Here is a 14930-nt window from a genome sequence, read left to right on the forward strand (position 1 = left end):
CTTAAGTCGACTCTACAGCCGCGCTCTCCATTGCGGAGCATGCACCTGTCCGGAGATGCGGCCCATGTGATCGAACGCGCCTTTCAGCTCTACGATATCGAGGTAGTCTTTGTGGCTCCTATACGAAACTTATCAAGTCCGATACAGGTCAACCTGAGAGATTCCGATGTGGCGGCCACGGGACGGGTGCTTGAAGTGATGGCACATTGCTTCTTTGTGCCAGTCAACACTCACTTAATCCTTGCCGTACAGGACGACAAGGAAAATAGACTGAAGTATGAACCTGTTGTGACAGAAACCATCGAGATTCCGAATCTTCTGGCCAATGATGAACAGGAAAAGAGTGAGATTGCTGCCATCATCACCGGAGTGTTCGGACTCAAAGGGGCGACTCTGCGTGGAAATACCGTTATACTTCACGCGACGAAAAAAGAGATCGTTCAGGTGGTGGACACCCTAACTCAGCTTTTTCAGCCTGCTCCCCAGGTCCTCCTTGAAGTGAATGCGTACATCCTCAGCCGAGGACATAACAGAAATCTAGGGTTACAACTTCCGCAACAGGTCACCGTGTTCAATATCGACACCGCAGCCCAAAGCCTCATCTCCAGCAACTCTTCCGTGGTACAAGCACTGATTGCGGCTGGTGACGTCAGCTCGGGCGATACTCTCGGCATTGCAGAGGCTCTTATCGCTGGCGGATATGGTGGCAGCTCTGTCCTGAGCAGCCCGTTTGGCTTCTTCGGAGGAGGAATCACATCCAGCGGGCTACAGTTCGACTCATCCAGTCTCAACACAGACCTATCCGTCTCGAACAGTCAGCAGCTCCAGAGCGTCATGCTCCATCTTGCAGACAATCAATTGGGAACACTCAAACTCGGTCAGCGGTATCCCATCATGACGGCATCAACGGTCGTTGTCGGCGCAACGACGTCGAACGGAGCTCCGTCGATCGAGTATGAAGACCTGGGTCTGATTCTTGAGATGAGACCCCATATCGGGTCTGATGGTGAGGTGTTGCTTCATGTTCATGAAACCTTCCGCTCCTTGGATGGAACGAGCCTGAACAGCATTCCCATCTTGGACAATCAGGAGTTCGTCTCCGATCTCTCTGTTCCGAACGGCGTCACCACCGTTATTGTAAGCAATCTCAGCGTTTCCGAGACCCGCACCGTGCAGGGCCTGGCCACTTCGATCCCGACGAACGGAATCAGAAACCTACAGAGCTCCGATTTAGTGGTCACGATCACCCCGATGTTGAGCCGTTCAGCGAGGCCGCCGAGCAGGTAGTAACAGAGGACTCTTCAAGTGCGAGCACCCGGGATCGTGACAGCTCATTTCTCGATGAACAATGCCTCGACCTAGAGTTGAACTCATTCGGGGACGAAGTACTGATTCGACGCTGAATTCCGCCGTTATCCCATCTCGACGGCTTGGTTGTCAGTCCACAGTCAGCACCATGGATGTAGTTGCCGCGATGCTCGACACGTTTGTGTCAGTTCCTGTAATCGTCAGCGTGTAGGTCCCCTTCGCAACGCTGGAACTGCTGCTTGAAGAGGATGCAGAGCTGGAGTTGCTGCAACCCGACAAAAACGCGCCGATCCCCGTCACTACAAACATTGCGCAAAGGAGACGAAGAACGCGAGCACGTCTTCCAAGAAATCCTCCAAAGATCAGCGCCGCAAAAACCAAAGTTGTGGGTACGCCGACGGGGTCATGCATCACGGTCTGCGCTATCGGTGAAGACAGCCGGTGACGTTTACCTGTACTCTCCACGGAAGAAGTAGTCGGACAGTCTGACGCGTTGGTATAGATCGTCATTGTCGCGGTGACGGGACTGGTTCCGGTGACCGTTGCGCTTGTAAGTTCATAGCAGGCATTGTTGAGTGCCGAACCTGTCGTAGAGATTGTCCATTGCACTGTGCCCGTGTAGCCATTCGCCGGAGTAATGGTGATGGCGGAAGTTCCGGAGCTACCCGCTGTGACTGTTAGATTGGTCGCCGCGAGTGTGAACGTTGCGCTCCCCGAACCGCTGGTCCCGCCTACATTCACCACAAGCGAGGCCTGCGATCCCGCGTAGGTGGAATCGCCTGAATAGCTTGCCTGGATCACATGATTGCCGGACGTGGTCGAGGAGAACGTATAGGTCGCTACACCGCCAGCCAGATTCAGGGGCGAACCCTCCGTCGTGCCGTCGACCACCAGTGTGACTGACCCCGTTGGTGTGGTGGTGAATCCTGTAACTTCCGGCGCAACGGTGATGGTGACGATGTCGCTCGCGCCTGATGCTGGGATGGTCGTTGCAGCCGACACGGTGGTGTTCGTGGCCTGCAATGCAGCCGAGGACGTCGTCGGCCATGCATTCAGCAGGTTGCTGAAAGCAATCGAACCGAGCCCGCTGGCCAGGTCATAGCCGGTAGTCGCCGCATACTGCGACTCGCCGGAAGATTCGCAGTAGGTCGTGCCAGCGTTGCACTCGTTGCCACCGCTTGTAATATCGTGAAAGACCGAAGCGTAGGTTGTCGCATTCGCGGCAAGCGAGTAGAGCGTCGAGTTCACTACTCCCTGACCGGTAGAGTTTAGCTTCTGATTGATCATCGCCAGCATTCCGGCAAAGATCGGCGCATCGAAGCTCGTACCTCCCGCCGCAGTCAGGTACTCATTGTTGCTGTCGCGAAATCCATTGGAGCAGCTCCCGGTGATACCTGTGCTCGTCGTATCGCTGGAACAAAACAGATAGGGTGCGTTTTCATCCGAAGCGTCGAGCGCGATATCTGGTATAAGACGGTAACTGCCCGACGCAATTCCGCTCACGCCCGTTTGCCAGCTCGGTCTTGCTGTCAGCGTACTGATGCCGCCGCCTCCCGAGTTCAGACCATTCTGCGATGAATCATCGTTCCAGACCTGTTCCGGGATATAGGAAAGTGCGGAGCTGATGACGTCGCCTCCGCTCGCTTGAGTCCAGTAAGTCGAGTTTCCAGCGGCAACATCCGCGGCCGGAAACTCCGTTCCTCCCATGGCGGTCACGTACTGGCTGCTGGCCGGGAAATCCACCGCGAGCGCTTCACGCTGGGTTGCGGACAAACTCGTGTCCTCGTAGCAATCGGTTGAGCCGTCATCCCCGGCTGCTGAGACCACGCTCTGCCCCTGGGATGCGGCTTGTGCGAGGATGCCGTTGTACGTGGAGTAATCGGTTGAGCTCATCTCGGTCTCGCATTCGCCGTAGCTTGTGCTGATGACAGGAGCAATCCTTGAGTCGACCGCATATTGAATCGAGTCCCAGACGCTGGTGTTCTGGTTGCTCCCAACATACACGAAATAAATCGACGCGCCCTTCGCGATTGCGCCGGAGTACTCGACGTCGAGGTCCGACTCTGACTCATCTCCCGAATAGACCGTTGACGTTCCGGAGTTCGGCACCAATACCATCGTGACGTCCTTTACCGGCAGCCCAGCTGCATTCTGGAAGTTTGTGATATCGGCTTGGACGATCGAACTCTGGCCTACGATTGCAATCGTCTGGCCTTCACCGGTATAGCCACTGTTGTACGCGGGCTTGATGTCATAGATGGTCACTACGTCGCTGGGTGTCAGATAGTAGCTTCCTGACTGACTGGATGTGAACTTCGAAGTCGAACTCGCCTGCGGACGAGCGTACCGCACTCGAGGCTTAGGACGAAAGCTCGACAGGTTCGTTACTGTCTGGACCACAGACGCGAGTGCGGAAGGCACTGTGATATCTGTCGAGGGGGCGAAATGCGTTTCGGTCCCGGTCGTATAGTTATGGATTTCGATGCCGAACGCTGTCTCAACTTGCCCCACGGTCCCCGAAAACGAGATACGGTTCTTGCTTTGCGAGACCCCATTGACGGTGAACCCCTGCTGGGCGAGCCACGCCTTCACTTGAGAGATGTCGGCATCAGCGACGCCAAAGCGCGCGGAGAACTGTGCAGGAGTCAGCCAGCGGTGGTATTGGGTCGAGGAAGGAGTCTGCTGTGCAACGATCAGAGATTGAAGATCCGTTTCCTCAGCGGCAGTGCGACTCAGAACGATGCTCACATCGCCAAGCTGAGTGCCGGAGGAAACACGTCCGACATCCTGCATTTGGCGGGTTACCGAAGGATGGGAATTCGCGATGGTCGCTCGCGAGGCATCATTGATCGGTTCAGCGATTCGCGATGCGGGCTGTTGTCCAAATGCCGCAACCGTAAAGAAGACCATAAGGAGCGCGTTGCTTGCGCCCTTCCACTGAGAGACTATAGCTCGGACTTCTCTTGAAGTCGTTCTCCAGTTCACCACGGCATCGATTTTTGAACACACCATATCCTACAAAGCCTCTTCATGCTTCTCTGTGGCCAATCATGTTCTTGCGAGATCGACGAATCGTTGCAAATCTCTCGTTTACTAATTCAAACAGTGAGGCATGCGTGCGGACGACTGCGACCACAATTGCCAATCCCAATCGTGCCGGCCATAGCATCTCCTCAAAGCCACTTTTCGCATTCTGCCCATTACGCGGCTTTGATATCCGTGACAGATGTCCCTCTATTCGACGAGGATCCACGAATGAAGTAGCAACGATTGCGGAAACTAGACATTTCTCGACAAATCGTTACAGCCAACTCAGAAACGAATTCACAAAAGTGGGGGCATAAGTGCGAGAACAAAATGGAGTCTTGTTGCGTGGTTCGCCCTGGCAAAAATCCGACGACGCTCGCCAAGACGAAATGAGCCCGGGGGGAAGCCATCGCCAGCCATCAATGCGTGGAAGGAGTGTCAATAGACCCCAATGCTGAGCTGTTCGGCGACGTTGTCGGGTCGGTAGAGGAGAACCTTAAGCACTATGTGTGATTTCCCGACAATCAAATTCTCTACGAGGCTTTGAACTCATTCAGGGACGGGAAACTGAAGGGCGACATGATCGTTTTCCGGTTAGCTTCGTCTTTCATGAGGAGAGTCCATTCATGGCGACAGAACCACTAACGAAGAGAGGAAACGACAGTTCTCGACAAACGTTTGCAGTAAAGAAGCGCGACAATAGAACTGTGACCGGCCTTCGCCTCGAAACCGCCCGTGAGATGTCGCCGCTTTTGTTGATTGACGACGACCGCTCTCTCGCATCGTTGCTTGCAGAGTACTGCGGACCCGCGGGATTTTCGATCACCTCTGCGCTTAGCGGTGAAGACGGTCTTCGGATGGCTCGACAAGAATACTTTCTTCTGATTATCCTCGACGTAACGTTGTCGGGTATCGACGGCTTTGAGGTGCTCAAGCGTCTCCGGCGTTCGTCTCAGATCCCCGTTCTCATGCTCACGACACGAGGAGCCGCAATGGATCGGGTCCTTGGCCTAGAGAACGGCGCCGACGATTATCTTGCGAAGCCGTTTCAGCCGGAAGAGTTGGTCGCGCGGATCAAAACAGTACTGCGGCGGACTCATCCGGAAGAGCAGGTAAAACGTATAGTGCTCGGAGATATCAGCCTGGATACGATGGATCGCTCGGTGACGTTGTCCGATCAGCCTCTCGAGCTGACAGGAGCGGAGTTTCATCTCCTCAAACTACTCATGAGTCATCCGGCGAAGCCGCTGTCCCGCGAAGAACTCATACCTCGAATCTTTGGTCGTGACTCGACCAGCATAGACAGAAGCATAGATAATCTGGTCAACCAACTACGGCGCAAGCTTGGAAGTCATGCGGACGGCTCCGAGAGAATTAGAAGTATCCGGAACATCGGATACTGTTACGTCATAGACGCAGACGGAGCAGACGCTTCGTGAGGATATTCCTGCGCATCATGGCCGGATTCTGGCTTGCACTACTCATCGTCATAGCGGCAGTCGCGTTTATCCCCCGGATCTCCGCGACATTTGAAGACGAACGGTCAAGAAGCATTCCTTTGGAGATTCTTGACGTATGCGCAAAGCAAGCCGTGGAGTTGTACCGCCAGGGGGGAGCTAATGCCCTCGAAGTACAAGATGCGGGTTGTTATGGTGGCTCTCTCGTTTCAGTCACGGGCTCTCCGGACTTGGATTTGGCTCGAAGACCTCTTTCGCGGGAACAGAGATCAGTCGCTCGACGCACGGCCCACGGCGCGAATCTTGTGGTGCAAGAGATGCTGACAGAAACCACGATCGGGCTACGCTTGGGCCCGGGATCTCCAGATTATGCCTATGTTGTGACAATACCCACGCAGAGACGAGCCTCAGTGATGTGGCATACCAATAATTTCTGGCTGCTCATATTGAGCTCGGGGCTGTTCTCCTATGTCCTTACCTCTTACGTTGTTGGCCCGGTCACCAGCCTCAGCCGCGTTGCGGCTCAGTTTGGTGCCGGTGACCTTAAAGCGAGAGCCGCATCGCCGCTTTTGAGACGTAAGGATGAGTTCGGAGAACTGGGGAAAGTGTTCAATCACATGGCTTCTAAAATCGAGGTGCTGATCAGTCGGTATAAGAGTTTCCTGGCTCATGCCTCGCACGAACTCGGCTCTCCACTTACAAGACTGAACATCGCCCTGGCTTTGGCAAAGCGTAAAGCCGGTCCTCAACTTCAACCTGAACTCGACCGCATAGGGCAGGAAGCAGATCGGATCAACAATCTCGTGCATGAGCTGCTCCTGTTAGCCCGCCTTGAAAGCGATAACGAACTTAGCCGCACACCGGTGTCGTTTGACGTTGGTGCACTGGTGGAAGAGATCCGTGCCGAAGCGATGCTGGAAGCGAAACAAATCATGAAAACAGTGCATTTGGACCGCCAGGAATCGTTCGGTGTTCGAGGCTATCCAGAGCTGCTGCGTCGAGCCATTGAGAATGTGCTTCGTAATGCGCTTCGGTTTGCACGGGAACAGGGTACGGTCCAGATCTCGTATTTCCAAAAGTCCAATTTAGCCGTCGGTGTGATCTTGATCGAAGATGACGGGCCCGGCGTTCCGCTCGGCAAAGAACAAGCTATCTTTGAACCGTTCCTAACTCTGCCATCTGAGAATTCGGAGAATGGATCTGGCTCGGGTCTCGGTCTTGCCATCGCAAAGCAGGCCGTTCTCGTCAACGGAGGGACTATTTTCGCGTACTCGTTGACGGATCGGGGTCTGGCGGTCTCCATCGAATTGCCCATCGAAGTAATGACACAGGCTTCAGCCTAAATCGGACGTCTCAGTCCATTCCTGCCTTCCCGTTGGACCAATGTGCTTTGGTCTTCAAGAGTTGAATTGGGAAACGCTGTACGCGAAGTTCCTGTCGTATCTTTTGAATGGACAAGGCCTGCCCAGTCAAGACACAGCAGGGATTGCGCATCGTACGGGCCGTGAGATCGATCGTTATGAAAGCATCGTAAAGATGCCCATGGTCTGCCTTCTTCTCGATGAGATTAATTGAAGGTATTCCAAGGAACTGAAGGACGGGCTCCGATTCCTTGATCGATGAGACCTCGAAGATGTAGGTGTTGGGTTCATTTCCACTTGCAATATCGTGAAGTGCCTTTGCGGTTGCAAATGAAGTTTCATCGCCGAAGAAGATCACCGGGTCTTCAATGAGCGTAAGATCGAGTGCATTCCTAAGTTGCCTGATATTGCAGATGTCACCTTCATCCAGTCCCGCTGCCCACAAAGACCCCGGCCCTCTGTCGTGCAGGAAAAGAATAAATTCGGCAGAGCCCCTTATAGGATCCCACCTCATGGGCGTATAGGAGCGCGTGGTCAGATTCCCGACATTGAATCGGACGACCTGGCCAGGCAACCAGGCTGCTCCTTTGAGGCTCTCGCCGGTTATCTCCAGGCATTGCAATCGTTCGCTGAGGAACCGCACCTTGGAAACCGTGACCTGACGGAAGATGACTCTTTCGATCGCGGTCGACATGAATTTGGGAATAGGGATCATCGACGGTATCTCCTGGCCTTAGTTAAGATGGACCTTTGGTTCAACCGACATTCCAGCCCGCAGTTGATCCAGGTCTGCTTGGCCACTCTGGAAATGAATCCGTACAGGGAGACGCTGAATGACCTTGACGTAATTACCGGTCGCATTTTCAGATGGAAGAACGCTCGCGCGGTCGCCTGTCGCAGCAGGCATATCCTCGATATATCCATGAAATGTTCTGGCCAGGGCGTCCACTGTGATGTCCACGGACTGGCCTGGATGCATCCTGCGAACCTGAGTTTCTTTGAAGTTGGCGACTACCCACGGATCCCCCACCTGAGCGATCATGAGGAGTTGCCCTCCCGCTGAGACACGGTTCCCCAGCTCTGCGCTGCGCTGCAGTACAACTCCGTCAACAGGTGCGACCACATGGCAATATGAGAGATTCAACTTTGCCTGCTCAAGCTTCGCAGCATATGACTTGAGGCTGGCAAGCCTGCTTTCCGTATTCGCTTTCCTGATCGCCACCTGTTTGGGATTATTCTCCAGCGTTTGCCGCTGCTTGGCCTGTTGCTCGAGGAGCTGAGCTTGCCGTTGTTCGATGAGTTTTTTCTGTGATGCCACGGCGGCTGCCGTGGCGTCAACGTTCGCGGAGTTAGACTTTGCCGTCGATAGATATTGATCATAGTCAGACTCTGCCAATTCCTGCTTGTCAACCAACTGCTTATAGCGTTCAACATCCTTCAGGCTCTTGGTGTTGGTCGCCTCCGCCTGGCGGAGCTTGGCTATATCCGAATCGTAATCGTGCTCTGCAGCCTGAAGCGCCGCCCGTGCGTTCAGTACCTCGGCGTCATTGGTCGAAAGATCGCTGCGGTTGCTCACTTCCGTGATCGAAACATTTGGAGATTCGGCATGGAGTTGTGCGAGTGCCTGGTCGTAGTCGGCCTGAGCTTGCGCCAAATCGATCTCTGCGTCCTTTGTGTCCAGGTCGACGAGTGGTTGACCGGCATGGACCCTCTGATTGTCTTCTGCGTAGACAGCGGTGACAGTGCCCCCGACACGCGCAGCAATGGGGTTCAAATGACCATCTACCTGAGCGTCGTCGGTGTTCTCGTAATTACGTGAGTGAAGCCACCAAACCAGACACCCCGCAAGGAGAAACAAAACGACCACGACGGCAATCAGAATGCCTCGTGCACGTTTCTTGGGATCGGGCGGCGATGGTGGCGTTCCATTCTCTGACGGATGCTCGGAGTCATGGCTGCTCTTTTCATTCATGTTCTCGTTACCGTTTTGCTCTGGCATGTCATTTTCCTTTCAGGATGTCGGGTATGGTAGCTTCCGCCGTGCCCATCGCGCGGGCAAGACTAATCTTTCCAAGGTTCAGGGAATATAAGCTGCTGATGTAATCGTGCTCTGCGGAAGCTAGCGTCTCCTGCGATTGAATGACCTCGACGGAGTCCGCGACACCGGCTGCGTATCGGTCCAGAGACTGTTGCAGCGTATTCTTCGCCAGACTGCGATTGCTCTCTGCAACCTGCACTTGCTTTGTGGCGACCTGAAGATCGACCAGAGCACTTCGAACGTCGTCCTCAACCACGCCACGTTGGTCGCTTGCCTCCGCCTTGCGCTGCCGCAGGGAAGCATCCGCCTGCTGAACGTCCGACCTTGTTCGTCCGCTGTTGAAGATCGGCACCGTGAGCGTAGCCGTTGCGGAGAAGACGCCGGCGCCCTTGTCGGGATTGACCCCCTGCAAACCGTAATAGCCGTTGATTCCCAGGTAAGGTAGATACTCTGATTTGGAGGCGTGGTAGGCCTCCTCGGCAGCCTTCACCTGCAGGGTCGCCGCCTTCAGGTCGGCCCGTTGACTCAGAGCCGAATGGATCGCCTCGTCAGCAGCGGTCAGCGCGGGCGCCTCTGTGGAAAGCTTTTCTGCTAGATTGAGCTCTCTGCCAGGATCAATGCCAATGATGCGGGCCAGTTGCATCTTTTGCTTAATCAGGTCGCCGAGCTGGGAACTGAGTCTTTGTTGTTCCGTCTGCAATTGGACGAGGCTGCGGTTTGCGTCGATGCTGGCCTTGGTTCCCGCTCTGGTCTGGTCGGCAGCCTGCTTATAACTGGCTTCCGCGTATCGAACCTGAATCTCCTGTGACTCCACGAGTGCTGCCGTCGCGAGGACGCGGAGATAGGAGCCACCTACCGCAACGCTGATGAGTTCGCGTGCATCCCGCAAGTTCATCAGCGTTGCCTCGCGATTGGCATCTGCCGAACGGAGATTGTGGAGATCGGTGAGACTGAGTTGCTCCGTCACATTTCCCTGCAGGCTGTAGTAGTGGTAAGGACCTACTACGGTGGGCAACGATACATTTCCCCCGAAAACAGATGAGGAGAGACCTTGTGTTTGGAGGTCGACCTTCGCTCCGTTCTCAGAAAGCGTCGCGTAGATGTTGGGCAGCAACGCACTCAGCGCGCTGAGCCTCTGTGCGCGCACCTGTCTTGAGGAAGCGTCGGATGCAAGTCCAGCGAGGTTATATCTCAGGCCAAGCTCGATCGCTTTGGGAAAGGTCAACTCGACCTCACCGTCACCGGGAAGATTGGCCTCTGAGCTACCCGAATAGTTACCTTGAACCTGGATGGTCGGGTTGACGGTATTTACGCTCGAACTTGAGCTTCCGCTGGCAGACTGTTGCACCGTGACACCCGAGCCGCTCTGACTACGTCCCGAGAGCTGCACCTGCTGGGCCTGTGGTGTCTGCGAAGCCGAGGATGACGATTGCCCCCAAGCTCCAATGCACATGCAGAAGGCCAACGCGCAAGCAAGGACTTGCGTTTTCTGTCTTGTCGACTGTTGTAACGAGTACCCCTTCATATATTCCTTCCTCAATGCATCACGATTTCTGTACTTGTGTTTTTTTTCATCATGAATGCCCAGGGAGCCATGCACAGGCATGCAAAGGCGAAAAAGAAAATGATGTCGATGTAGGAAAGGACGCTGGCCTGCTGCTGGACCTGTTGATAAAACTGGCTCAGCGCCTGGTTGTGCGCTGCGCCGGTCGACGTTCCGCTCGCAAGATGCTGGTTCGTCATCGCGGTAATCCTGCTCGTATAGAACACGTTGCCCTTTGTAGTGTGGCGTACGAGCGCGTTCTGGTGTACCTGCCGATGACGCGCGAGCATCGTAGTAAGGTAGGCCGTTCCACACGAACCTCCAATATTGCGTGCCAGGTTGGTCATGCCGGAGACGTCATTGTTCTTGTTGGCTGGAACTCCGACGTAAGACATGGTGCTGATTGGGATAAACACGAACGCTATTCCGAAGCCCTGCCAAAACTTAAGCTGACTTGCGTAGCCCATATTCATCTGGAGGTTGAGCCCGGACATGTAGAACAGGCTAGCGGCGCTGGCGACGAAACCGATGGCAATGAGCCAGCGGACGTCGACTTTCGGCGAAATGATTCCGACGGCGACCATGGCTATCATCGTCGCGACACCACCGCCGATCAGAGTGATGCCTGACTGCTCAGCGGTGTATCCCATCACTTCCTGGAGGAGATTTGGGAGTAGCGTGTTGACGCCATAGAGAGCGGCCCCCATGACAAACATCATTCCCATAGCTACGGTGAAATTTCTGTTGGTAAAGAGTGTTAGATCGAGAATGGGACGTCGCTTCTTCCGGGCCAACCACAGCTCCCATAAGATCACTGCTACGAATGAAACCAGAGAGATGACTGCGAAGGACGCGATGAAACTGGAACCGAACCAGTCATCCTCCTGCCCCTTATCAAGCACAACTTCCAGTGTTCCGAAGGTCAGAGAAAGTAAGCCAAATCCCAGATAGTCCAGGCGGAAGTTAGTGCTTCGCGCCTCACGGACCTCTTTCTGAATCGCAGGCGGATCTTCCACTAACCTATGCGTAAAGAAGAGCGAGATTGCGACGATCGGAAGATTGATAAAGAAGATCCACCGCCAGTCGAAGTTGTCCGTAAGCCAACCCCCGAGGGTTGGCCCCACGGTGGGCGCGAGAACGATGGCCATTCCATAGAGTGCGAACGCCTGGCTTCGCTTCTCCGGCGGAAATGTGTCGGCGAGAATGGACTGCTCGGAAGGTGCCAGGCCCCCTCCGCCAGCACCTTGTAAGACGCGGAAAAATAGCAGTAACGGTAATGTCGGTGCTAGGCCGCAGAGCAGGGAACTGATGCCGAATAGGGCCACGCACGTCATATAGAAACGTTTACGACCTATAAGGCTGGAGATGTAGGAAGCAATCGGAAGAACAACCGCGTTCGAAACCAGATAAGAGGTGAGAACCCAAGTGGCCTCGTCCTGCCCGGCACCCAAGGATCCCGCGATGTGCGGCAAGGCTACGTTGGCGACAGAGGTGTCTAGGACCTCCATAAATGTAGCGAGGCTCACAACGATCGCAATCATCCATGGGTTGTGCTTCGGAGTCCAACGCTCTTCCATCAGTTTTCCCTTCTATTTGTTTCAACCACGTTTGATATCTGATCCGCCACGTGTTTCGGCCCGGGAGTTTCGCGGTGGTGGTAGTGCTCTCGATCGTTGCGTCCGATACTTCGAGGCTGCAATCGACCATCACTTCTCCTGACAAGAGTCGAAACGAAACGGTACAGTACTATGATGCCGCTAGTTGCGGTAAGATTCCTGATGTTGCAGATTGTTTTTGGAGAATGAGTGAGAAAAAAAAATACGGTTGTTAAGGCGAACGAGTCAAACGGGTCTATCGATGAACGGCTGCTGTCAGCGGCGCTCGACGTCTTCCTTGAAAAAGGGTTCGCAGCGGCGACGATCGATGAGATTGCTGGAAAGGCCAAATCATCCAAGCTCACTCTTTACAACCATTACGGAAACAAAGAAGGACTGTTCGAAGCCGTGGTGCGGAGGCAAAACGCGGCTATGCTGGAGGTCGTGACTATGACCCTGCCGATCGGAGGCCCTATAGAAGAGTTCCTCCATACGATGGCTAACCGCCTTTATGCGAGCCTTCTTCTGAAGGAGACCGTTGGAATGTTAAGGATTTTGCATGCCGAGGCAGAACGGTTTCCAAAACTCACTGAGTACTTCGATAAGGCGGGCCCCACAAAAGCAAACCAACTTCTCGCGGCGGAGCTGGAAAAGCAGATGGAGCTCGGAGTTCTAGAAATGGCCGACCCAATCTTGGCTGGTGAACAGTTTTTTCATCTCTCGCTCGGTGAAGTGACGCGGCGCCTGCTCTTAGGCACTCGGCCAGCCCTGAGCAAGTCCGAGACACAGAAACGAATCGCGGGTGGTATCGCTGTTTTCCTCAAGGCTTATGCAAAAACTCAACGCGCCGATAGGTGAGTCCCGCATGGCCCTCAATCCGGCAGTGCCACGCGGACGGTTAGCTCTCGGCCGCAGAAGGAGATACGCACTTCAATCATTTTTCGCCGTAGGCAGCAAGGAACATGCGTACCGCATTCCGAACGCGGATCTCTTTCTCACGTTTTGTGGGCAACTGCCCAAGAGACAAGACCATCCGGCGCATCGGTTCTCCCATCAAGGCATCAACCAGCTGCTCCGCAGCGATGGTAACGTGTTCAATCTGCAGATGTCCGTCCCGAATCTTCTGTCGTAGGTATTTGACGAGAACCGCTTCAAGGCGCCCATATCCATGCTGCTTGAACATTCTGCCGATCTCCGGGGAATTCTTGGCTTCCATATAGAGGATACGGACGAGCGATACGGAATCAGCTGTCAGACTGACTTCGAGCACATGCATTCCGAACGACTGCAGCGCATTTTCGAGAGTCGAAGTTGTTCGAAGAAGCTCCGCTAGCGGCTCATAAACTTGATCGGTTCGTGCCCGGATCATCGCTGCGAAGAGAAGCTTCTTGCTTGGATACCGGCTGTAATATGTGCCCTTGGACGCTTTCGCTCGGTTGGCCATTTCGCCAACGCTCGCAGCGGAATAGCCGTACTCGAAGAAGACCTCCGCGGCAGTGTCTAGGAGTTCCTTCTCCCTTTCATCCGAGAGGCGAAATCGCAAAGAGACTTCTTGTGACTTCAGGCGAGTTGTCTTAGGCATTGTTTAAACCTAATGCGTTCGAGGCAATATAAGTTGCATCAGCGCGCCAAATGCTTCATCTCAACCAGTGTAGTACTGTGCGGTACGATACGGTAAGCAGGCAGTCGTTTTATAGAGGAGCAGAAATGTCAAAAGCAAGAATGCTTGTCGTAGCTCTTATCGTCTTGGTAGGAGGTGTCGTGGCCTTCGCCGTGCACAGTCTCACCGCTAAAGACATTGCCATGCCGCAGGTCGGGCAGCAGGCGCCAACTTTTGTCCTGCCCTCGCAAGATGGCACGCAGATCTCACTGGATAGCTTCAAGGGTAAGTGGGTGGTGCTCTACTTCTATCCGAAAGACATGAGTTCCGGCTGCACCCTCGAGGCCCACAACTTTCAGCGCGATCAGGACAAGTTCACCAAACAAAACGCGGTGATCGTGGGTATTAGTGTCGACACCGCCGAGAGCCATAAGCAGTTCTGCACCAAGGAAAATTTGACCTTCCGGCTGTTGGCCGATCCCTCCGCAGGCGCGGTTATAGCCTACGGTTCGCTCGCGAGCTTGGGCCCACTCAAGATTGCCAAGCGCAACACCTTTCTAATAGATCCGACCGGCAAGATCGTTAAGGTCTGGACCGGAGTCAAGTCGCAGACGCATAGCCAAGAAGTGGTGGCCGAACTGGCGACCGTCGAACAGAAGGGCATGTAAAGAGAGAATGAATCCGATCTTCGACTCTTTATTCGAGGACTGCGCCGCGCTCGTTGCGTTGCCGGCGGAGTCGGCGGCCACAGCCGCTAACCAGAGCAAGACGGCTGCATGGTGCGCTCTTTATGCCACATTGGAGAGCGTGCCGAAATTTACAAGCGTCAGGCGCTCAGACCCTACCCAAAGCTGCCTAGCAACCGTTCCGTCCAGCGCGGCTTTAGGAATAGGTGTATATAGTCGGATTCCCCTTTACACCCGTTAGGCCATCTGGGCCGTAATAACCACCGGCCACCGCTTCTGGCGCAACCGCCGCATACAGCGTTGGCAGAGCTCCGC

The 14930-nt window shown here is 54.5% G+C and carries 11 protein-coding genes; 5 read left to right on the forward strand and 6 right to left on the reverse strand.

Annotation, left to right across the window (positions count from 1 at the left end; all coding sequences use genetic code 11):
• The first annotated feature begins 66 nt into the window (after nt 1-66).
• Nucleotides 67-1287 (forward strand): type II secretion system protein GspD, encoded by a 1221-nt coding sequence (locus GSQ82_RS10030; RefSeq protein ID WP_158792111.1) that lies wholly within the window; start codon nt 67-69, stop codon nt 1285-1287.
• Between the two features lie 150 nt (nt 1288-1437).
• On the opposite strand, the gene GSQ82_RS10035 is transcribed toward GSQ82_RS10030, so the two are convergent.
• Nucleotides 1438-4320 carry a protease pro-enzyme activation domain-containing protein gene (locus GSQ82_RS10035; RefSeq protein ID WP_254061550.1) on the reverse strand — a complete coding sequence of 961 codons (2883 nt, stop codon included), beginning with the start codon at nt 4318-4320 and terminating at the stop codon, nt 1438-1440.
• A 641-nt stretch (nt 4321-4961) separates the two neighbouring features.
• Between GSQ82_RS10035 and GSQ82_RS10040 the strand changes: the two genes are divergently transcribed.
• Nucleotides 4962-5774 (forward strand): response regulator transcription factor, encoded by an 813-nt coding sequence (locus GSQ82_RS10040; protein ID WP_254061551.1) that lies wholly within the window; start codon nt 4962-4964, stop codon nt 5772-5774.
• A gap of 431 nt (nt 5775-6205) precedes the next feature.
• Entirely contained in the window at nt 6206-7135 is a 930-nt protein-coding gene (locus tag GSQ82_RS10045) for a HAMP domain-containing sensor histidine kinase (RefSeq protein ID WP_158792112.1), read from the forward strand.
• Between the two features lie 10 nt (nt 7136-7145).
• Here the strand turns inward: GSQ82_RS10045 and GSQ82_RS10050 are convergent, their stop codons facing one another.
• From GSQ82_RS10050 to GSQ82_RS10065, 4 genes are read right to left on the reverse strand one after another with little or no spacing between them, the layout of a single operon-like run.
• Nucleotides 7146-7868 (reverse strand): siderophore-interacting protein, encoded by a 723-nt coding sequence (locus tag GSQ82_RS10050; RefSeq protein ID WP_158792113.1) that lies wholly within the window; start codon nt 7866-7868, stop codon nt 7146-7148.
• A gap of 18 nt (nt 7869-7886) precedes the next feature.
• Nucleotides 7887-9152, reverse strand: a complete 1266-nt coding sequence (locus tag GSQ82_RS10055) for an HlyD family secretion protein (RefSeq protein WP_158792114.1) — start codon at nt 9150-9152, stop codon at nt 7887-7889.
• 1 nt (nt 9153) lies between these two features.
• Nucleotides 9154-10716 carry a TolC family protein gene (locus GSQ82_RS10060; protein WP_158792115.1) on the reverse strand — a complete coding sequence of 521 codons (1563 nt, stop codon included), beginning with the start codon at nt 10714-10716 and terminating at the stop codon, nt 9154-9156.
• Nucleotides 10717-10727: 11 nt separating this feature from the next.
• Nucleotides 10728-12311, reverse strand: a complete 1584-nt coding sequence (locus GSQ82_RS10065; RefSeq protein WP_158792116.1) for a DHA2 family efflux MFS transporter permease subunit — start codon at nt 12309-12311, stop codon at nt 10728-10730.
• A gap of 228 nt (nt 12312-12539) precedes the next feature.
• Here GSQ82_RS10065 and GSQ82_RS10070 point away from each other — a divergent pair, with 228 nt between their 5' ends.
• Nucleotides 12540-13187, forward strand: coding sequence for a TetR/AcrR family transcriptional regulator (locus GSQ82_RS10070; RefSeq protein ID WP_158792117.1), 648 nt, complete (start codon nt 12540-12542; stop codon nt 13185-13187).
• A gap of 76 nt (nt 13188-13263) precedes the next feature.
• Here GSQ82_RS10070 and GSQ82_RS10075 read toward each other — a convergent pair whose 3' ends face one another.
• Complete coding sequence (locus GSQ82_RS10075) at nt 13264-13911, reverse strand: TetR/AcrR family transcriptional regulator (protein ID WP_158792118.1); 648 nt, start codon at nt 13909-13911, stop codon at nt 13264-13266.
• Nucleotides 13912-14036: 125 nt separating this feature from the next.
• On the opposite strand from GSQ82_RS10075, the gene GSQ82_RS10080 reads away from it, so the two are divergent.
• Nucleotides 14037-14597, forward strand: coding sequence for a peroxiredoxin (locus GSQ82_RS10080; RefSeq protein WP_158792119.1), 561 nt, complete (start codon nt 14037-14039; stop codon nt 14595-14597).
• The last annotated feature ends 333 nt before the right edge of the window (nt 14598-14930 follow it).

The sequence above is a fragment of the Granulicella sp. L60 genome (assembly GCF_009765825.1).
In the GTDB taxonomy this organism is placed as follows: domain Bacteria; phylum Acidobacteriota; class Terriglobia; order Terriglobales; family Acidobacteriaceae; genus Edaphobacter.

Bases quoted from the DNA above. Each gene is read 5' to 3' on its own strand.
- GSQ82_RS10035 (WP_254061550.1), bottom strand. From the start codon at position 4,320: ATGGTGTGTTCAAAAATCGATGCCGTGGTGAACTGGAGAACGACTTCA.
- GSQ82_RS10040 (WP_254061551.1), top strand. From the start codon at position 4,962: ATGGCGACAGAACCACTAACGAAGAGAGGAAACGACAGTTCTCGACAA.
- GSQ82_RS10045 (WP_158792112.1), top strand. From the start codon at position 6,206: ATGTGGCATACCAATAATTTCTGGCTGCTCATATTGAGCTCGGGGCTG.
- GSQ82_RS10050 (WP_158792113.1), bottom strand. From the start codon at position 7,868: ATGATCCCTATTCCCAAATTCATGTCGACCGCGATCGAAAGAGTCATC.
- GSQ82_RS10055 (WP_158792114.1), bottom strand. From the start codon at position 9,152: ATGCCAGAGCAAAACGGTAACGAGAACATGAATGAAAAGAGCAGCCAT.
- GSQ82_RS10060 (WP_158792115.1), bottom strand. From the start codon at position 10,716: ATGAAGGGGTACTCGTTACAACAGTCGACAAGACAGAAAACGCAAGTC.
- GSQ82_RS10065 (WP_158792116.1), bottom strand. From the start codon at position 12,311: ATGGAAGAGCGTTGGACTCCGAAGCACAACCCATGGATGATTGCGATC.
- GSQ82_RS10075 (WP_158792118.1), bottom strand. From the start codon at position 13,911: ATGCCTAAGACAACTCGCCTGAAGTCACAAGAAGTCTCTTTGCGATTT.
- GSQ82_RS10080 (WP_158792119.1), top strand. From the start codon at position 14,037: ATGTCAAAAGCAAGAATGCTTGTCGTAGCTCTTATCGTCTTGGTAGGA.